Raw genomic sequence first — 18,131 nt, forward strand, 5'->3', positions numbered from 1 at the left:
AGGCGGCGTTAGTCGAACATTTTTTCTTTCCGTGATAAAAAGGGAACCGGAAGTATCACCAGCAGCCCACTCCCACTTATGTCCGGCACACCAAAGCCGCGCACATCATCTCTGCACACCCCGACAGTTCCTAGGAGCAAGAATGGCCCGCAATCCGAAGCGAAGCGATCACCCTTCCCTCGATTCACTATCCCCTCGCCAACGCCGCATTTTGGAAGTAATCCATGACGCCGTCATGTTGCGCGGCTATCCGCCAAGCATCCGCGAAATCGGTGACGCAACAGGCCTCCAATCCACCTCGTCCGTGGCCTATCAGTTAAAGCAGCTGGAAGAGAAGGGCTTCCTTCGCCGCGATCCCAACAAGCCACGAGCTGTTGATGTGCGCCATTTCCCCGGCGCCGACGACCCCAAAAAGCCCGGACGAAAGACCGGGCAGGCAATCGCACCATCGGGAACCTCCACCCCTGACGCACCCGAAGACGCCGCCACCCCAAACTACATTCCTGTTGTGGGCCGCATTGCTGCTGGTTCCCCCATCACCGCCGAGGAGAACATCGACGCCTACTTCCCCATGCCGGGTGAAATCCTGGGCAGCGGCGAACTATATATGCTGCAAGTCGTGGGCGATTCAATGCAGGATGCGGGAATCCTCAACGGGGATTGGGTCATCATTCGCTCGCAGTCTGTTGCAGAAGAAGGCGAGTTCGTAGCCGCACTTTTGGATGGTGAAGAAGCGACCGTGAAGGAATTTCACCGAGATTCTTCCGGTGTATGGCTCCTCCCCCACAACGACGCCTACTCGCCCATCAAGGGCGATGAAGCCGAAATCATGGGCAAAGTAGTATCCGTATTCCGCAAACTCTAGAAACCATCCACCTCAGCGCTCCCCCAGACCTTCCCCGCTCCACACCAATCACCCACTCGGTGCGGGCGAACCGGACCGGGGGATTGTTTCTTTTTACCCCCTTGTGTGTGTACATGCCCGATTTCGACCGTTTTAGCGTCCGAGATCACACATTCAGATACTCCCAGTACAAACGTGGGTTTTAATGCCTAAGGCACGCATCCGATGTGAGCTTTTCTTTGTTTAGTTCCGTTTTGTTCGCATTCAGTGGGACAATAGAAGTATCGCCACAACATCCGTTGTTCTTTTCGTTCACACGCCCCAGCCCCTTTTTCCTTCACCGGCGGGCGCAGTGACCACCACAAGGCAGACTTCATTTGGAGGAACCATGTACGCAGAAGAGCGTCGCCGACAAATTGCGTCATTGACCGCTGTAGAAGGACGAGTCAATGTCACCGAGCTCTCCGAGCGCTTCGATGTCACCGCTGAGACGATTCGCCGCGATCTCGCGGTCTTGGACCGAGAGGGAGTTGTGCACCGAGTTCATGGCGGTGCAGTCGCCTCCCAATCCTTCCAGACCGCCGAATTCACCCTTGATACTCGCCAACGTTCGGCCACGGGCGCCAAAATGGCAATCGCACGCGCCGCACTAGAGCAGCTTCCCGACGGCGGCAGCATCTTTCTCGATGCCGGAACCACCACGAATGCGCTTGCCGATCTCATAGGCCAGCGCTACTCGGCCGGGCAATTCAGCATTGTGTCCAATAGTCTCCCAATCGCTCTTTCACTAGCCAGCAACGGGGTATCTGACGTCCAGCTGCTGGGTGGCACCGTGCGCGCGATTACCCAGGCCGTCGTCGGTGACACTGCGCTTCGCACCATGGCCCTGATGCGTGCCGACGTCGCCTTTATCGGAACCAATGCGCTAACCATTGACCACGGGCTCTCCACGGCCGATTCGCAAGAGGCGGCTATCAAGTCAGCATTCGTCACCAATGCGCACCGCGTTGTCGTGCTGTGTGATTCATCGAAGTTGGGCAACGACTACTTGGTCAGCTTTGCATCACTCGATGAAATTGATGTCGTCATTACCGACGCCGCCGCCCCCGATTCCTACGTTGAGGCTCTGCGCGAGCACGGCATCGAAGTGATTGTCGCCGCGGACAAGTAGGCGGTTTCACCAATAGATCAATTCAGCACCCATAGATCAATTCAGGAGGTGTGCACCCCGCATGATGAGGGCGCACACCTCCTGTGCAATTCAGCGCTCTAAGCGGACTGGTATTCCTCCAGCAGCGCAATCACTGCGGCACGAGCGTCCGCTGGGCTTTCGGCGTTGACAGCCGCCTCTGCCATCTTCTGGCACTGCTCAAGGCTGAGCTCAGCCAGCTGCGCACCGACGCCAGCAACCGCAGTCGACGCCGCCGACAGCGAAGTCACGCCGAGGCCAGTCAACACGCAGGCAAGCATGGGATCAGCTGCGGCTTCGCCGCAGACGCCAACCGGAACGTTGTTATCGCGCCCCACCACGCAGGTGTGCTGAATCAGGCGAAGGACAGCAGGCTGCCACGGATCGGTCAAGTAGGCCAGCTGCGGCGACAGACGGTCCGCGGCCATGGTGTACTGCGTCAAATCATTGGTACCAATGGACACGAAATCGAGGTGAGGCATGATGGTATCCGCCATCAAGGCTGCGGCGGGAACCTCAATCATCGCGCCGGCGGTCAAACCGCGCTCGCGGCACAGACCAGCGAACCATTTCGCTTCCACTGCGGTAGCCACCATCGGCGCCATAACCCACGTCGTAGCCCCATCTCCGCGCTTTTCCGCGGCCTGGGCGATAGCGTCGAGCTGACGAGTCAAAAGCGCCTCATTGTCGCGGGCGATGCGCAAACCACGAACGCCCAATGCAGGGTTTTCTTCCGAGTCCAAGGTGGCATAGGAAATCGGCTTATCCGAACCGGCGTCGAGCGTACGAACGACGACTTTGGACTCCGGGAAAGCGTTGAAAACCTTGCCGTAGATGCGCGCTTGCTCCTCGACGGTCGGTTCCTCGCTGGCAGAGAGGAAGGACAACTCCGTGCGGTATAGGCCGATGCCTTCTGCCTGCGAGTCAGAGGCGATGCGGGCTGCGTTTCCGTCAGCAACGTTGGCCAGCAACTGCACGCGATGGCCATCCTTGGTCTGGGCTGGTCCCCGCCACTGGGCAACTCGTGCCGCCTTCTCACGGTATTCCTCCACGGCCTTCAGCGCGGAGGCACGATCTGCACCGAGGGACACCGATCCTACGGAGCCATCAACGAAGAGCTGGGTGCCTGCCTCAATCGTTCGCAGCTTAGCGCCCACTGCCACGATGCAGGGAAGATCAAGCTGGCGAGCAATAATCGCGGTGTGGCTGGTTGGCCCGCCAAGCTCGGTCACGAGCGCCTTGATGTGGGTGGTGTCCAAGGTTGCGGTATCCGCCGGGGCTAGATCGTCAGCCAGCAGTACAGCCTCTCCTTCGACCATGGGGAGACCCGGCTCTTGCTCACCGCGCAGCTGAGCAATCACTCGATCGCGCACGTCCTTGAGATCCGTCGTGCGCTCAGCCATGACGCCGCCGGCGGCCTCAAACATGGTGACAAACCTGTCCGTGGCCCCCACAACTGCATACTCGGCGTTCTTACCGCCGCGAATACCCTTGCGCACTGCCTTGTGCCAGCCTCGGTCCTTGACCATTCCGGCGGTTGCGCCAAGAACTTCAGCCGCTTGGCCTTCGGCCCCAGCTGCACGCTGTTCCAACCGGCTAGCAACCATATCTACCGCTTCGAGGAAGCGATCGTATTCGGCATCACGTTGCTCTTCCGCCACGGTTTCTCCAGCCGTGGGCAGTTCTGGGCGTGGGCGGACCCACACCGCCTCAGCGTATGCAACGCCAGCGACGACGCCGGTGCCTTTAATGATGGATGGGGATGCGTTTTCCATGACACATTTCCTTACGGAGACGATGTTTTCTCTTTCCAGATCATCACAAGTCGGCCAAAAATGCAACGAAACCCACAGTGATTCCATTGACATTCGGACACATACGGGCAATAATCAACATTAAGCAACATTAATTTCACGCTGACAACGGGCAATCCGCACCGAAGCTCTTGTTCACGCCGCTGAGGCGCGTTTGCCCCCAATATACGCACTCCGCGAAAGGGGACATTCTCCACGATGATCCTTACTTTGACCCCCAATCCGAGCATCGACGCCACCGTGCGCTTGAACGAGGAACTCGAACCTGGTGCTGTTCACCGCGCCGGGTCCGTCTCCAGCGTTGCCGGTGGTAAAGGCGTCAACGTTACGCACGCGGTAACGCTCGCCAACGTCGACAGCCTGGCGCTGCTCCCCGCCGTTGCCTCCGATCCTTTCCTGGCCCTCGCGGCCGAGGCATCGATTCCCGTGCAGGCCGTGCCCACTCACAGCGCGGTGCGTACCAACACCACTCTGACCGAGCCGAATGGCCGCACGACCAAGCTCAATGGCCCCGGCGCCACGCTCGATACGGACGTGCAGCAAGCCGTTGCACAGGCACTCGCAGAACACTGCGCCGACGCCGAGTGGTTAGTCATGGCAGGCTCTCTCCCCCAAGGCGTTCCCACCGACTGGTACACGCAGCTCATCCGGGTAGCCCGCGAAGCCAACCCTGACCTCCGCATAGCCGTCGATACCTCTGATGCGCCCATGGTGGCTCTCGGTGACAACCTCGAAGTAGCCAGCCCCGACCTCATCAAGCCAAACGGCCTCGAGCTGGGCCAGCTTGCAGGTGTCGATGGTCAGGCCCTTGAGGCCGCCGCCGAAGACGGCGACTTCAGCGGAGTGGTTGAGGCCGCGAGGGTCGTCGTCAAGCGCGGCATCCCCGAGGTTCTTGTCACCCTGGGCGGCGCTGGCGCGGTGCTGGTCACGGCCAATGAAGCATGGGCTGCTACTCCCCCGCCGATTGCCCTGCGCTCCACCGTGGGTGCCGGCGATTCTTCGCTCTCCGGCTATATCCTCGCCCGCCGCTCCGGCGCCTCGTACCCCGATGCCCTGCGCCAGGCTGTGGCCTACGGTTCAGCAGCCGCAGCACTCCCGGGAACCCAGATTCCAACCCCCGAAGAACTAGATATCGAACACACGACGGTTTCTGCCGTCACCGACCTTTAGTAGTACTGAGGAGTACCTACCGATGTCATCACGACTCATCACCACCGACCTCGTGGCGCTCGACGCCGACTTCGGTGACAGCATCGAATCAGTCATTACCAATCTGGCCACGCTTGTTCACGACACCGGCCGCGCCACCTCCGTGGACGAGCTGGCAGGCCCGGCCATCGCGCGTGAAGCCAAAGCCGGCACCGGTGTCCCCGGCGGCGTTGCCATCCCACACTGCCGCTCTGCTGCCGTGTCTGAACCCACCCTGGCCTTCGCCCGTCTCTCGCGCGGGGTCGACTTCTCGGGCCCCGACGGGGACGCCCACTTGGTATTCCTCATCGCCGCTCCGGAAGGAGGCGGCAAGGCCCATCTGAAGATTCTCTCGAAGCTCGCTCGCGCGCTGGTGAAGAAGGACTTCCTGGAAGCCCTTCGAACTGCGAAGACCAAAGAAGAGATCGTCTCCCTCGTCCTCGACGTTGTCAACGCAGAAAAGCCGAAGAAGAAGGCTGCAGCTACCGAATCAGCATCCACTGCAGGTGCGAGTGCAGCGGCAGCGGCTCCTGCTTCGAGCAAGACTGCAGAGTCGAAGAAGACGCGCATCGTGGCCGTCACCGCATGCCCGACCGGCATTGCTCACACGTACATGGCTGCCGATGCCCTCACTCAAACCGCCGAGGAACGCGACGACGTCGAGCTCACCGTGGAGACCCAGGGGTCCTCCAACAACACCTCTGTTTCGGCAGACACGATTGCGGCTGCCGACGCCGTGATTTTCGCTACCGACGTGGGCGTTCGTGACCGTGAGCGCTTCGCCGGCAAGCCGGTCATCGAATCTGGCGTCAAGCGCGCCATCAACGAACCGGGCGTGATGATCGATGAGGCCATCGCCGCCTCGAAGAACCCCAACGCGCACAAGGTGGCAGGAACTGCCGGCGCGTCCTCCTCGAGCGCTGAGGAAGATGGCCAGGGTCTGGGCTGGGGCAAGCGTATTCAACAAGCCATCATGACCGGCGTTTCCTACATGGTTCCGTTTGTTGCCGCGGGCGGCCTCCTCCTGGCACTGGGATTCCTCTTCGGCGGATATGACATGGCTAATGGGTGGCAGGCCATCACCACCGACTACTCGCTGACCAACTTGCCGGGCCATGACGTCATGGTCGACGGCGAAATGATGACCTTCAAGAAGGCAGGGTTCGCCCTGTACATCGGCGCCGTACTCTTCGCCATCGGTCAAGCATCGATGGGATTCATCGTCGCGGCGCTCTCCGGTTATATCGCCTTCGCGCTGGCAGGCCGCCCAGGCATCGCGCCGGGCTTCGCGGGTGGTGCCATTGCCGTGACTCTCGGCGCTGGCTTCATCGGCGGTCTCGTCACCGGTCTCATTGCTGGCTTTGTTGCGATGTGGATTGGCAAGTGGAAGGTACCGCGTTGGATCGGCTCCCTCATGCCTGTCGTTATCATCCCGCTGCTTGCCACGATGATTACTGGCCTGCTCATGTACCTGCTTCTCGGCGCCCCGCTGGCCGCCATCATGGAAGGCCTGCAGAACTGGCTGTCCTCGATGTCTGGTTCCTCCGCTGTCCTTCTGGGCATCATCCTCGGCCTGATGATGTGCTCCGACCTGGGTGGCCCGGTCAACAAGGCTGCCTACCTCTTCGCCACCGCTGGCCTGTCCACGGGCGACGAGGCCTCCATGAAGATCATGGCCGCCGTCATGGCCTCCGGCATGGTTCCGCCGATTGCACTGTCCATCGCGACCTTTGTGCGCAAGAACCTGTTCACGCCGGCGGAGCAGGAGAACGGCAAGTCCGCGTGGCTGCTGGGCCTGTCCTTCGTCTCCGAGGGTGCTATCCCGTTCGCCGCTGCCGACCCGCTGCGTGTCATCCCTTCGATGATGCTCGGTGGCGCGGTCACTGGTGCGCTGTCGATGTCCCTTGACGTTATGTCTCGCGCCCCGCACGGCGGAATCTTCGTTATCTTCGCCATCGAACCTGCGTGGGCGTACTTCGTGGCCATCCTTGCCGGCGTCATCGTGTCCGCCATCGCGGTCATCGCGATGAAGCGATTCTGGCCCAACAAGGCTGCTGAAGAGGCTGCAGCGAAGGCCGACATGGCCAAGGCTGCCGCCTAACCCTTAACCCGCGTACACTTGTAAGCACGAAATACCGTAATTCGAAAGGATTATCATCATGGCTTCTAAGACCGTCAAGGTTGGTTCCTCCGTCGGACTGCACGCACGTCCGGCTTCCATCATCGCAGACGCTGCCGCTGAGTTCGATGAGGACATCTTCCTCACCCTCGTTGGCGATGAGGATGAGGATGAGACCGATGCTGCTTCCTCCCTCATGATCATGGCTCTCGGCGCCGAGCAGGGCGACGAAGTCACCGTGACCTCCGAGAACGAGGCGGCTGTCGAGAAGATTGCCGGCCTCATCGAGCAGGACCTCGACGCTTCCTAAAGCACTTTCCGTTTATAGAACGGCAGCTCCCGCTTCCCTCTTACGCTGCGGGTGGCGGGAGCTTTTCGTTGCTTGGTTGTCTAGCAAAAGGTTCTAGTCATCGGGCTCTACTCAAACGGTTTTGCTGGGGGCAAGGAAACCATATAGAGGTGCCTATAAGGTTCACTTGACCCCAAGAAAACCTTCTGACCCGAACCATGTGAGTAGAACCATGTGGATGCGCTGCCTCATACCGCAGAGGGACCGAAGTAAAAGCACCTTATGCAGACTTCTGCACACATTCATCTGGGGTTTTGCGTAAATACGCGTCCAGATGGTGCTTTTGCTCCGGTCCCTTATCCTCGCTAGTCGGCGGAAGCGCCTCTAGTACTTCGCGCCGCGGCCCTCGCCGATGCTGCCGTAAAGCTTCTTCATCACCGGGTAGAGCACGATGATGCCAACCGAGCCCCAGGCAATACCTTCGAGCGTCACGCCGAAGACGTCGAGCGTGAGATTGCCAATGCCCGCGATGAGCGCCACTGCCGCCGCAGTAAGGTTCACCGGGTTGTTGAAGTTGACCTTGTTGTCCATCCAGATGCGCACGCCAAGCATGCCGATAAGGCCGTAGAGGACGATGCAAGCACCACCCAGCACGCCGGTGGGGATGGTGAAGATAAGCGCGCCAAACTTCGGGATGAAGGCCAGCGCGATAGCGGTAACAGCGGCTACCCAATAGGCGGCCGTCGAGTAGACGCGGGTGGCGGCCATGACGCCGATGTTCTCCGCGTAGGTTGTGGTGCCGGAACCACCGAAACCACCGGCCAGGGAGGTAGCCAGGCCGTCCGCGATGAGAGCATCGCCAGCGAGATCATCGAGGTCGCGCTTGGTCATCTCAGAGACCGCCTTAACGTGGCCGACATTTTCAGCAATCAGAACGACCAACACCGGAAGTGCTGCCGCGATGGCTGAAACGTGGAACTCCGGCGCATGGAACTGCGGGAAGCCAATCCAAGCCGCCTCGCGAATAGACTCCACCGCGCCCTCACCGAGGTTGCCTGTGGCGGCCGCGAAATCCCAGCCGACGACGACACCAATCAGAATCGACAGACGCGAAACCATGCCCCGCCCAGCGACAGTGGCGAGGATGATGACCGCCAGCGTCACCGTGGCAACCAGCGGCTGACTCGAATAATTGGTGGCCGCATTGGGAGCCAAGTTGAGGCCGATCAGCGCAACAATGGCACCGGTGACGGCCGGCGGCATGACAGCGTCGAGGACCTTTCGGCCCGCCGCCTTCACCGCGAGACCAATGGCCACCAAGACCAAGCCAGTCACGAGGACGGAACCTGCCTGCGCGCCAATGCCGTACTGCTGGGAGGCGCTCAACGGCGCAATGAACGCGAAGGAAGAGCCCAGGTAGGAAGGCAAGCGGTTGCGGGTAATCAGGAGGAACAGAATCGTTCCCAAACCCGAAAACAGCAGCGTCGTGTTGACCGGGAATCCGGTCAGGGTGGGCACGAGCAACGTCGCACCAAACATGGCCACCACGTGCTGCATGCCGATGCCGATGGTGCGGCCCCAGCTCAATCGTTCTTCGGGTGCGACAACCGCGCCCGGCTTAATCGTCTTTCCGTCCCCGTGGACGGCCCAGCCAAAACTACTCACGAGCCTTAATTATGGCTCACGCGAGCACCGAAACCTAAGCATCTTGGTCAGAAACTCGAAATTCTTTGAGCTCGGCGGCGACGGAAGCTGGCAGGCGGACGTCGACAAGCGTGCCCTCCCCCGTGTAGTCCTCGCCGCGCACGGTGCCTTGGGTGTGGATGCGATCGATCACGTCCCCGCGGGTAAACGGCACGAGAAGCCGCACGTGTTCATCCTGAGAGTTGAGGAACAGCTCCACGCGCGTGGTGAGCTCATCAATGCCCTCCCCCGTCTTGGCGGAAACATACACAACGTTGTCGCGGTCGAGGACGTGACGCAGTTCCGCCAGCACCAGCGGATCGGCCTGGTCAATCTTATTGATCACGACGATCTCCGGCGGTGCCTCCTCACCGGTCTCCTTCACGATGTCATAAATGACCTGGTTGACGGCCTCAATCTGCTTCAGCGGGAAGGGATCCGACCCGTCCACCACGTGCAGCATCAGGTCTGCTGCGAGGACCTCCTCCAAGGTGGACTTGAAGGCTTCCACCAACTGCGTGGGCAGATGGCGCACGAACCCAACGGTATCGGTGAAGACGACCTGGCGGCCATCGGCAAGCTCGGCGCGGCGAGTGGTGGGATCCAAGGTCGCGAAGAGCGCGTCCTCCACCAGCACGCCGGCACCCGTCATTGCATTAATGAGGGAGGACTTGCCAGCGTTGGTGTAGCCGGCGATGGCGATCTGAGGGATCGTCGATGACGCACGGCGCGAACGCTTAATCTCACGTGCCGTTTTCATCGCCTTAAGCTCCTTGCGAAGCAGGGCCATCTGCGTGCGGATGCGGCGGCGGTCCGTCTCAATCTTGGTCTCACCCGGACCACGCAGGCCCACGCCACCGTTGGAGCCGGCGCGGCCGCCCGCCTGGCGCGAGAGGTTTCCACCCCAACCACGGGTATGGGTATAGAGGTATTCCAGCTGCGCGAGCGAGACCTGGGCCTTGCCTTCCTTGGACTTGGCGTGCTGCGCAAAGATATCCAGGATGAGCATGGTGCGGTCAATGACCTTGGTGTTGAGCGCACGCTCCAAGGCAGAGAGCTGGCCGGGGGTTAGCTCGCCATCGCACACCACGGTATCCGCGCCAGTAGCAGCCACGATGTCCTTGAGCTCGTTCACTTTGCCCGAACCGATATAGGTGCCCGGATCCGGTTTATCGCGCTTCTGGTACAAGGCTTCGACGACTTCGGCTCCCGCGGTTTCCGTCAGGGCGGCTAGCTCCGCCATCGTAGCCTCGACCTCGGCCACGGTACCTTCGGTCCACACTCCCACGAGCACCACTTGCTCAAGGCGCAGCTTTCGATACTCCACCTCGTAGCCATCGGTGGTGTCTTCCGCGCGGATGGTGGTCTCACGGTTTACTCGCCGGAAGGCGTTGCGCTCCGCAAGGTCGAGATCACCGGTAGTTGGCTCCTGTGATTTGGGCGCGGGCTCACCAAAAGCCTGCGCGAGGAGATCATCATGGGTTTCTTTTGTCATATGCTCCCTATTCTTGCACGTTGCCGCTCTCAACTGGGAATCTCCGCTTCCTGTTCCCACGAACTGCCGCAGCGCGGTGACGTATCAGCGATGGTTTTTGAGTCCCCTCTGCGACAGATACAATGGTGCGCATGACCGTGAAAGAAACCTCCCACCCAGAGATGCAGGCCATCGGCCTTAACTACGAGCGCTGGCAGGACGCCGTTGAGGCAGCCATTTCCACCAATCAACTGGCAGTGACCGGGGAGGTTCGCGGGGGACAACTTATCCAGTTCGCGGATCCTTCCGGCGCGCAACTCAATATCCTCGCCGTCGAGCCTTTCGCCACCTTCATTGGTTTCGAGGGCGTTACCCAGGGCTTCGCCCACGTGTCGATGATTAATGATGTCTTGGCTTTCCTGGAGATCATTGATCCTTTCGGCAACGTGCTCGCGCAGGCGACGGCAAATCTGGCGCAGGGCCCGCTCCTCGCTGACGAAGACACCCAGCAGTGGCAGCAAGTAGAGCTCACTGCGATGGGTCTCAACGTCTCCGCATTCGACAGCACAGATGCCTACGAAGCAGCGAAGGGAAGCTACCCGGCCACGTTTGAGTCCGCGGGCGCGGACATTGTCGCGGCTGGCTCTGGCGCCGAAACCCCCACCCCGGGCTGCACCTTTGCAGCACGGGTCATGGAATCCGAGTGGCGCCACAACCAGCTCACCGGTGAACGCTTCATGCATCTGGTCATGGATGGTGCATTCCCCTTCGATCTCTGCTTACCCGAGAGCTTTGGAGACCTCCCGGTAAAGGATTCCGTTCTTGCGGGTTCGGCAATGCTGACCGCCTCGATCGCGCTGCCCACTGGTGGCTGTGGCGGCGAAGGCGGGTGCGCCTGCGGCTCCGGCGGCTGCGGCGGTCACTAGAACTTCCGTAGAGTAGTTCACATGAGTTTTTCCGCATCTCAGCGTCGCGGCCTCGCGCTGCTTCTCGCCGTGGTTACCGCTGCGGTGTTGATTCTGACGCTGAAGCTGCCGGGGGTTATCCTCGCCGCGTTTGTGTGCGCAGCGCTGTGGCTCTTTGCCGACGCCCGCCCCAACGCCTCGGAACATGCAGCACTGCGGGCTTCTATTGCGCTCACGGTGGAGGACATCACGGGAGTGCTTGAGGATTACGCGACGTTTGCCACGAGCGACGACGCAGAGTCCCTCGCCGACCGCACGTTGCACCGCCCGGCGCTTGTCGACGCCGACTGCGCCAACCCCGCCATCGAAGCGTTCCACTACGAGATGCATGGCGCGCAACGCTTCTTACGCCGCCTCGACGCTCGAGTAAACTCGCCGAATGCCGAGACAAGTGAGCTTGAATCCCTGCTCAAGGTAGCCGATGAGCGCGCCGCCGAGCTCAAAGAAGCCTGGCTCGCCGCCCGCCGCGCCGCCTTGGCCTTGGGAACCAATTACGAAAAGGAGGACGGACGCTAAACGCCGTCCTGAAAGCCCTATAGTGACGTTTCACCAGTTGCCACGATGCGCGAAGGGCCCGTCAGCGTGGAACCGTCCTCGGTGATTTCTACCTGGACCTGGCCGCCGGGGACGATGACGCGGACGCTGCCGGTGATGCGGGAGGCGTCGGCAAGCGCGGCGCACGCTGCCGCCACCGTCCCGGTGCCGCACGAACGGGTCTCGCCCGAGCCGCGCTCGAAGACGCGCATGTGAACCGTTCCGTCCTCCAAGGGCGTGACCAGCTCAACGTTGACGCCAGCCGGGAAGAAGTCCGTATCAAATACCGGTTGCTCGAGGCGCTTTCCAGCCAATTCCTTTGCGCTAAGGTCTGGGATAACCGCCGCCAAATGGGGATTTCCCACGTCTACGCCAAGGCCGGCAAAGCTCTCCCCCGCCATCGACGCTGTGGAGACGCCGAGCACCTGTGCTGGGCCCATCTCCACGCTGACTTCGGCCGCCGAGTCGTTGAAGGAGTGCACGGTCACCTGCTTGGCTCCGGCGCGTGTGCCCACGGTGAAGGTGTCCGTATCCACCAACCCCCGGGAGCGGACCCAGTGCGCGAAGACCCGGGTGCCGTTGCCACACATCTCCGCAATCGAGCCATCCGCATTGCGGTAGTCCATGAACCAGTCCTCCGCAGCGATACCCGGCGCGAGTTCCTCAATCTCCCCATTGGCAAGCAGCTGACCGGCGCGGATAACGCGCAGCACGCCGTCCGCACCGATTCCCGCACGACGGTCACACAGAGCCACTACCTTTTCCGGCGGCAGCGCTTCTGTTCCTTCCACAATGACGAAGTCGTTCTCAGTTCCGTGGCCTTTTGCAAACTTCATAGGTTTAAAGTCTACTGTCCTTCCACGATGCGCAATGCCTGCGGCGTCGTCTCGGCCGCAGCATCGAACCACTGGATCCGCTTGTCGCGGTTGAACCAGGAGCGCTGGCGGCGCACATAGCGGCGGGTTCCGGTGATGGTGCGCTCCACTGCTTCTTCCCATGTCAGCTCGCCGCGCTGGGCTTGCAGCACCTGTGCGTAACCGATCGCCCGGCCTGCTGTGGAATCAGCCTTCAGACCGTGGGCTTGGAGGTTTTCAACTTCCTCCACGAGCCCTTTATCGAACATGAGGCGGCTGCGCAGCTCAATGCGTGGGTTCAGCCAGCTGGAATCCGTGCGCAGACCGAGGATTATCGTCCCCCACCGGGGCGGAGCATTCTTCGGTGGCTGGCTGGCTTTGAAGGGCTTCCCAGTAAGCTCGATAACCTCCAGCGCGCGCACGGTGCGGCGCGGATCTTTGTCCTCGATGATGGCTGCGGCCGCTGGGTCCACAGCGGCCAGCTCCGCGTGCAGAGCATCGGTACCAATCTCTTGACGCCGGGCCTCCCAGCGGGCCCGCACCTGCGGGTCAGTGGGTGGGAACTGCCAGTTATCCACGAGCGATTGGACATACAGCATGGAGCCGCCCACCAGAATCGGGGTTTTACCGCGTGCACGGATGCCGTCAATATCCGCGATGGCGGAGGCCTGATAGCGCGCTACCGACGCCGTTTCCGTCACGTCCCACACATCGAGCTGATGGTGCGGAATGCCTTCGCGTTCCTCCATTGTCAGCTTGGCTGTGCCAATATCCATGCCCCGATAGAGCTGCATCGAGTCGACGTTGACAACTTCCCCGTCGAGCTCGTGGGCCAGGGCTACCCCGAGCGCTGATTTCCCGGAGGCCGTCGGACCCACCACCGCTATAGGGGTTGGGCCGGGTGCTTGAATATCAGGCATTAGCACTGCCACCCCGCCACATAGCGTCCTACCCCCAGGGTTGAATCCGCTGCCCGAAGCTCCGCGTGACGCGGGTGCACGCTTGCCAACTGCGCCCAGAGGCTCGTCTCGAGCACACCGGCAGCGCGGAGGCGCTCTTCGTCGCAGTGGCCTTCCCCTCCCGCTAGGATGCTTTCGCACCACAGGTGTGCATCCCGTGCGCCATCGACAAGCGCAAGCGGCGCGCGCTCGGTCAGGCCGGCCGAACCGTCAACACAGACTACGGTCAGGCGCCCGGGGCGGACCTCACCGAGTTCAGCGCGAGAATCCTCCACCACGAAGCCCGGTTTATCGGAAGTGAGATTAAGCGCACGGTTAAGCACGTAGCGGGCCATGATTTCCGGAAGGAAATTCCCGCCGCCGACGTTGACCTGTGGTGCTCCCCATGCTTTCAAGCTCCCTGTGTGCTCGGTACGCCAGCGCACGTCGCGCGATCCCACAATGTCCACCTGGAGGGGGCTGCTGCCGCTCACGCGTGCGGCATCACGGGCCAACTCGCACGCAGCACTGAGCAGCGCACGCGAGGCATCGTCGCTGGGTGAGAGTTCTTCCGCCAGGGCCGGTGAGGCTGGCATAATCATGAGATTCTGCATCGACTCCCATCCTATAAGGTTAGTTTTTCGGGGTTAACACGCGGCTGCGCGGCTGAAACGGTAGTGTTGTGTGACATAAGTTCTGGCAGCCGTGTCGCGCGGCGCGATAGTACCGAAGGTGGTTTCCTACCATGTCCGCTATTCCTTCCCCTGGAGCCATGCCCCGCAAGGGTTCTCGTCCCGGCCCAACTCCGTCCGCCCCGGCAGCTCGCCCGGTGCAGCCCGTGAAGAACGATCCCACTCAGTGGGGCCGCGTTGATGCTGATGGTTCGGTGTATGTCAAAGCACCCGAGGGCGAACGCAAGATCGGTGAATGGCAGGCGGGTACTCCCGAAGAAGGCCTAGCGCATTTTGGCGCGCGCTACGATGATCTGTCTACCGAGATCGAGCTGCTGGAATCCCGCCTGAATGCACATCCGGGCGATGCAGCATCGATTAAGGCTACCGCGGCAGAGCTGCGGGAATCCCTGCCCACGCAGGCGGTGATTGGTGATATTGCAGCCTTGGATCAGCGCCTAGGCACCGTCATCGAGCATTCTGTGGAGGCCGGCGAACAAGCACAGGCCGATAAGGCCCGCCGCCGCGAGGAGGCAATCGCAAAGAAGGAGAAGCTCGCCGCAGAGGCCGAGGACATCGCCGCTAACTCGACGGAGTGGAAGGCCGCCGGCGACCGAATCCGCGCCATCCTCGAGGAATGGAAGCAGATCCGCGGCATCGACCGCCACACGGATGATGCCCTGTGGAAGCGCTATTCCCGCGCCCGGGATTCCTTCAACCGCCGCCGCGGCTCGCACTTCGCTGAGCTCGACCGCAACCGCGCTGCTGCCCGCGCCAAGAAGGAAGAATTGGTTGAGCGCGCAGAAGCTATCAAGGAATCCACCAACTGGGGTGAGACGGCGCGCGCTTACCGCGACCTCATGACGGAGTGGAAGGCCGCTGGCCGCGCGCCGCGCGAGATTGATGACAAGCTCTGGGCCCGCTTCCGCGCCGCGCAGGACCACTTCTTTAATGCCCGCAACGCCGTCAACGATGAGCGCGACAAGCAGTTCGCAGAGAACGCCGCCGCCAAGGACGCACTCATTGCGGAATATGACTCCCAGATTGATCCCACCAAGTCGCTCGACGCGGCGAAGGCCAAGCTGCGAGAGCTGCAAGAAAAGTGGGAGGAGATTGGTTTCGTCCCACGCAATCAGGTGCGCGAGTTCGAGGCTAAGATTTCCGCTCTGGAAAAGCGCGTAAGCGATGCCGAGGATTCAGAGTGGCGCCGGACCGATCCGGAGGCCCAGGCCCGCGTGGCTCAGTTCCAGGCCAAGGTGGATGACTTCACCGCTCAAGCAGAAGCAGCTGAGGCCAAGGGCAATACCAAGAAGGCAGAGGATCTGCGTGCCCAGGCCAAGCAGTGGCAGGAGTTCGCGGATGCCGCCGCGGCTGCTGTCAACGGCAAGTAAGCGCGCTGCGTAGCCTGAGTGTTCGTTCACATCGTCGCCCCGCCGGGCTCGGCACACGCTGAGCCGGCTGACTGTCTCCGCAGCTTCGTCTTCGACGCTAACCTTGCCGCGCAAGAGGCCAGCGGTGATCCCGCAGCCAGTGGCTCTCCACGTCGCGTGCTCCAGCGTCTCCAAGGTTCTACGGAGTCACGCACCTACCTCTTTGGTCTGACAGACTCCGTCTTGGGCCCAGCTGGAGAGTTAGGCTTGCCGGTTATTTCGGCCGCCGAGCCCAGCCCGGAAATTGACTTCGACGGTTTCATCCACATCTCGCTTCCGCTTTTGGAAGAGACAGATAACGCCGACATCGAGTGCGTCCTCGCCGCCGATCTCCTCCCGCTGCCTGGGGAAGAGCTGGAGCCGGAAGCCCTCGAGGTCACGCGGATCTTGGCCCGCGAAGCCCTCCGCCTTACCCGCCAGCTAGGCCGCAAGAATGCCCAGGTTGGCATGCTGTACCCGCCGGACGCGGACTACTCATACGATCCGATGTCGCAGGCCTACCTCGAACTGGGCTTTCGCCAGAAGCACGCCGAGCGTCAGATGTACATCGACATCGCTGCCACCTCCCCGGTCCTCGGCGCGCACGTCTGGCCGGACTACGATATTCCGGATGCACTGCTTGACGACGTCCTCCGCTTGCTCACCCTCGCCTCCACCGACGCGGTCTACGGTGACTTGAGCGTCGAGCCCATCGTGTGGACGCGGCAGCGCCTCAAGGAGGCTCACGCCCGACTGCGCTCCCGCGGAGCGCACACTCTGCTCGTGGGTATTCTCGACCAAGGTAATGTCGTCGCCCTCACGGAGCTCTCCCGTCACGGCGATGCAGACCCCGAGGTGTGCGAGTGGACGCTTACAGTGACTGACCGTGAATACCGACGCCGCGGGTTCGCCACGCGCGCCAAACAGCACGCTCAGTACGCAGTGGCGCACCACTGGCCCACCGTGCGCCGTGCGTATTGCTCAGTGGCCCAGGCCGATCCAGCGATGAACGCGCTGTATGCCCGCCTCGGGGCGCACGTCATTTCCGCCAGCAGCGCCTACGAGCTCACTGTATAAACGGGGTAGTCGGTATAGCCGCGCTCCCCTCCCGTGTAGAACGTGCTCTCATCCGGCGCGGTGACAGGCAATTCCTCCTGCCAGCGGCGGACTAGGTCCGGATTCGAGATGGCCAGCCGCCCCACCGCCACGGCATCGCCGTGCTGCACCAGCTGCTCGGCCTCCTCCCGCTGGGTGATGCGACCAAAGCCTGAGTTGAGGATGACGCGTGTCTTCCCGTTGGCGCGAACATGAGTGCTCAGCTCGGTGATGAGCTCACTAGTGGGCTCTGCGTGAAGGAAAGAAACATAGGCCAAGCCGAGGTCTTCGATGGCGCGAAGCAGCCCACCGTAGGTGGCGCGCACATCCTCAGTGTCGCTTTCCTCAATGCCTTGAATATTGTTTTGCGGCGATAGGCGCAGCGCAAGGCGGTCCGCGTCAATCTCTTCAGCCACCGCACGCAGGATCTCCTCCACAAGGCGATAGCGCTTCTGCGGGCTTCCGCCATAAGCATCGTCGCGGTGATTCGAGCTCGGGGAAAGGAATTGATGCAGGAGATAGCCGTTGGCACCGTGGATCTCTACGCCATCCATGCCTGCGTCAATGGCGTTGCGTGCGGCTTGCCGGAACTCATCGATGATGCGCGGCATCTCTTCACTATCGAGTGCTCGGGGCACTGGGCACTCCTTACGGGATTCGAAATCTCTCACCGCAGTGCCGGAGGCCAGCGCGGAGGGAGCTGCCGGCTCCGCTCCTTCAAGAAGGCTGGTATGAGACAAACGCCCGCCATTCATTACCTGCATGAAGATGCGCCCGCCGGAATCGTGAACGGACTTCGCCACGCGACGCCACCCAGCTATCTGCTCTGGTGTCTCGATACCAGGCTGGCCTGGGAAGGCACGGCTGGTCACCGCTGGGAACACGCCTTCTGTCACGATTAGCCCCATGGAGGCGCGTTGCGCGTAGTACCTCTCGTGCAACTGCGTGGGGACACCGTCGCGACCTGCGCGCGACCGGGTCAAAGCCGCCATCGTCACGCGGTTTGGAAGCGTTAGTCGTCCCAGTTCTAAAGAGTCAAAGAGTGTAGCCATGCACTCCACAACA

The 18,131-nt window shown here is 61.6% G+C and carries 16 protein-coding genes; 9 read left to right on the plus strand and 7 right to left on the minus strand.

Annotated elements, in window-relative coordinates; genetic code table 11:
* Positions 1–142 precede the first annotated feature (142 nt).
* Together lexA and sugR are read left to right on the plus strand one after the other, a co-directional pair.
* Entirely contained in the window at positions 143–865 is a 723-nt protein-coding gene (gene lexA / locus QP999_RS10145) for a transcriptional repressor LexA (protein WP_070531375.1), read from the plus strand.
* A 367-nt stretch (positions 866–1,232) separates the two neighbouring features.
* Entirely contained in the window at positions 1,233–2,015 is a 783-nt protein-coding gene (gene sugR / locus QP999_RS10150) for a transcriptional regulator SugR (RefSeq protein WP_070524475.1), read from the plus strand.
* A 98-nt stretch (positions 2,016–2,113) separates the two neighbouring features.
* On the opposite strand, the gene ptsP is transcribed toward sugR, so the two are convergent.
* Positions 2,114–3,808 (minus strand): phosphoenolpyruvate--protein phosphotransferase, encoded by a 1,695-nt coding sequence (gene ptsP / locus QP999_RS10155; protein WP_070524477.1) that lies wholly within the window; start codon positions 3,806–3,808, stop codon positions 2,114–2,116.
* A gap of 237 nt (positions 3,809–4,045) precedes the next feature.
* Here ptsP and QP999_RS10160 point away from each other — a divergent pair, with 237 nt between their 5' ends.
* From QP999_RS10160 to QP999_RS10170, 3 genes are read left to right on the plus strand one after another with little or no spacing between them, the layout of a single operon-like run.
* Positions 4,046–5,017 (plus strand): 1-phosphofructokinase family hexose kinase, encoded by a 972-nt coding sequence (locus tag QP999_RS10160; RefSeq protein WP_070531378.1) that lies wholly within the window; start codon positions 4,046–4,048, stop codon positions 5,015–5,017.
* Between the two features lie 22 nt (positions 5,018–5,039).
* Positions 5,040–7,136 carry a PTS fructose transporter subunit IIABC gene (locus QP999_RS10165; RefSeq protein ID WP_284848243.1) on the plus strand — a complete coding sequence of 699 codons (2,097 nt, stop codon included), beginning with the start codon at positions 5,040–5,042 and terminating at the stop codon, positions 7,134–7,136.
* Between the two features lie 58 nt (positions 7,137–7,194).
* On the plus strand, positions 7,195–7,464 hold the full coding sequence (locus tag QP999_RS10170) for an HPr family phosphocarrier protein (RefSeq protein WP_010190265.1): 270 nt from the start codon (positions 7,195–7,197) through the stop codon (positions 7,462–7,464).
* A 363-nt stretch (positions 7,465–7,827) separates the two neighbouring features.
* Here the strand turns inward: QP999_RS10170 and QP999_RS10175 are convergent, their stop codons facing one another.
* Positions 7,828–9,108 carry a uracil-xanthine permease family protein gene (locus tag QP999_RS10175; protein WP_284848244.1) on the minus strand — a complete coding sequence of 427 codons (1,281 nt, stop codon included), beginning with the start codon at positions 9,106–9,108 and terminating at the stop codon, positions 7,828–7,830.
* Positions 9,109–9,142: 34 nt separating this feature from the next.
* Positions 9,143–10,621, minus strand: coding sequence for a GTPase HflX (gene hflX / locus QP999_RS10180; RefSeq protein WP_070686213.1), 1,479 nt, complete (start codon positions 10,619–10,621; stop codon positions 9,143–9,145).
* 122 nt (positions 10,622–10,743) lie between these two features.
* Here hflX and QP999_RS10185 point away from each other — a divergent pair, with 122 nt between their 5' ends.
* Positions 10,744–11,526 (plus strand): hypothetical protein, encoded by a 783-nt coding sequence (locus QP999_RS10185; protein ID WP_070531387.1) that lies wholly within the window; start codon positions 10,744–10,746, stop codon positions 11,524–11,526.
* 21 nt (positions 11,527–11,547) lie between these two features.
* Positions 11,548–12,081, plus strand: a complete 534-nt coding sequence (locus QP999_RS10190) for a hypothetical protein (RefSeq protein ID WP_070524492.1) — start codon at positions 11,548–11,550, stop codon at positions 12,079–12,081.
* 17 nt (positions 12,082–12,098) lie between these two features.
* Here the strand turns inward: QP999_RS10190 and dapF are convergent, their stop codons facing one another.
* The 3 genes from dapF to QP999_RS10205 are packed head-to-tail and all read right to left on the minus strand — an operon-like array spanning position 12,099 to position 14,505.
* Positions 12,099–12,935 carry a diaminopimelate epimerase gene (gene dapF / locus QP999_RS10195; protein WP_070524493.1) on the minus strand — a complete coding sequence of 279 codons (837 nt, stop codon included), beginning with the start codon at positions 12,933–12,935 and terminating at the stop codon, positions 12,099–12,101.
* A gap of 11 nt (positions 12,936–12,946) precedes the next feature.
* Positions 12,947–13,873, minus strand: a complete 927-nt coding sequence (miaA, locus tag QP999_RS10200; RefSeq protein WP_193634492.1) for a tRNA (adenosine(37)-N6)-dimethylallyltransferase MiaA — start codon at positions 13,871–13,873, stop codon at positions 12,947–12,949.
* Positions 13,873–14,505, minus strand: coding sequence for a hypothetical protein (locus QP999_RS10205; protein WP_193634493.1), 633 nt, complete (start codon positions 14,503–14,505; stop codon positions 13,873–13,875). Before QP999_RS10205 ends, miaA begins: the two co-directional genes overlap by 1 nt.
* 131 nt (positions 14,506–14,636) lie before the next feature.
* Here QP999_RS10205 and QP999_RS10210 point away from each other — a divergent pair, with 131 nt between their 5' ends.
* Both QP999_RS10210 and QP999_RS10215 read left to right on the plus strand, forming a co-directional pair.
* Positions 14,637–15,953: a DUF349 domain-containing protein gene (locus QP999_RS10210; RefSeq protein ID WP_070524496.1), complete on the plus strand. Its 1,317-nt coding sequence runs from the start codon at positions 14,637–14,639 to the stop codon at positions 15,951–15,953.
* 18 nt (positions 15,954–15,971) lie between these two features.
* Complete coding sequence (locus QP999_RS10215) at positions 15,972–17,048, plus strand: GNAT family N-acetyltransferase (RefSeq protein WP_144675125.1); 1,077 nt, start codon at positions 15,972–15,974, stop codon at positions 17,046–17,048.
* On the opposite strand, the gene QP999_RS10220 is transcribed toward QP999_RS10215, so the two are convergent.
* Positions 17,030–18,118 carry an alkene reductase gene (locus QP999_RS10220; RefSeq protein WP_284848245.1) on the minus strand — a complete coding sequence of 363 codons (1,089 nt, stop codon included), beginning with the start codon at positions 18,116–18,118 and terminating at the stop codon, positions 17,030–17,032. The two genes, QP999_RS10215 and QP999_RS10220, sit on opposite strands and share 19 nt — an antisense overlap.
* Between the last annotated feature and the right edge of the window lie 13 nt (positions 18,119–18,131).

This window comes from Corynebacterium sp. MSK004 (genome assembly GCF_030232515.1).
Taxonomy (GTDB): Bacteria; Actinomycetota; Actinomycetes; order Mycobacteriales; family Mycobacteriaceae; genus Corynebacterium; species Corynebacterium hesseae.

Excerpts from the sequence above, each read along its gene's own strand:
- lexA (WP_070531375.1), top strand. The coding sequence starts at position 143 with ATGGCCCGCAATCCGAAGCGAAGCGATCACCCTTCCCTCGATTCACTA.
- sugR (WP_070524475.1), top strand. The coding sequence starts at position 1,233 with ATGTACGCAGAAGAGCGTCGCCGACAAATTGCGTCATTGACCGCTGTA.
- ptsP (WP_070524477.1), bottom strand. The coding sequence starts at position 3,808 with ATGGAAAACGCATCCCCATCCATCATTAAAGGCACCGGCGTCGTCGCT.
- QP999_RS10160 (WP_070531378.1), top strand. The coding sequence starts at position 4,046 with ATGATCCTTACTTTGACCCCCAATCCGAGCATCGACGCCACCGTGCGC.
- QP999_RS10165 (WP_284848243.1), top strand. The coding sequence starts at position 5,040 with ATGTCATCACGACTCATCACCACCGACCTCGTGGCGCTCGACGCCGAC.
- QP999_RS10170 (WP_010190265.1), top strand. The coding sequence starts at position 7,195 with ATGGCTTCTAAGACCGTCAAGGTTGGTTCCTCCGTCGGACTGCACGCA.
- hflX (WP_070686213.1), bottom strand. The coding sequence starts at position 10,621 with ATGACAAAAGAAACCCATGATGATCTCCTCGCGCAGGCTTTTGGTGAG.
- QP999_RS10185 (WP_070531387.1), top strand. The coding sequence starts at position 10,744 with ATGGTGCGCATGACCGTGAAAGAAACCTCCCACCCAGAGATGCAGGCC.
- QP999_RS10190 (WP_070524492.1), top strand. The coding sequence starts at position 11,548 with ATGAGTTTTTCCGCATCTCAGCGTCGCGGCCTCGCGCTGCTTCTCGCC.
- dapF (WP_070524493.1), bottom strand. The coding sequence starts at position 12,935 with ATGAAGTTTGCAAAAGGCCACGGAACTGAGAACGACTTCGTCATTGTG.
- miaA (WP_193634492.1), bottom strand. The coding sequence starts at position 13,873 with ATGCCTGATATTCAAGCACCCGGCCCAACCCCTATAGCGGTGGTGGGT.
- QP999_RS10205 (WP_193634493.1), bottom strand. The coding sequence starts at position 14,505 with ATGCAGAATCTCATGATTATGCCAGCCTCACCGGCCCTGGCGGAAGAA.
- QP999_RS10210 (WP_070524496.1), top strand. The coding sequence starts at position 14,637 with ATGTCCGCTATTCCTTCCCCTGGAGCCATGCCCCGCAAGGGTTCTCGT.
- QP999_RS10220 (WP_284848245.1), bottom strand. The coding sequence starts at position 18,118 with ATGGCTACACTCTTTGACTCTTTAGAACTGGGACGACTAACGCTTCCA.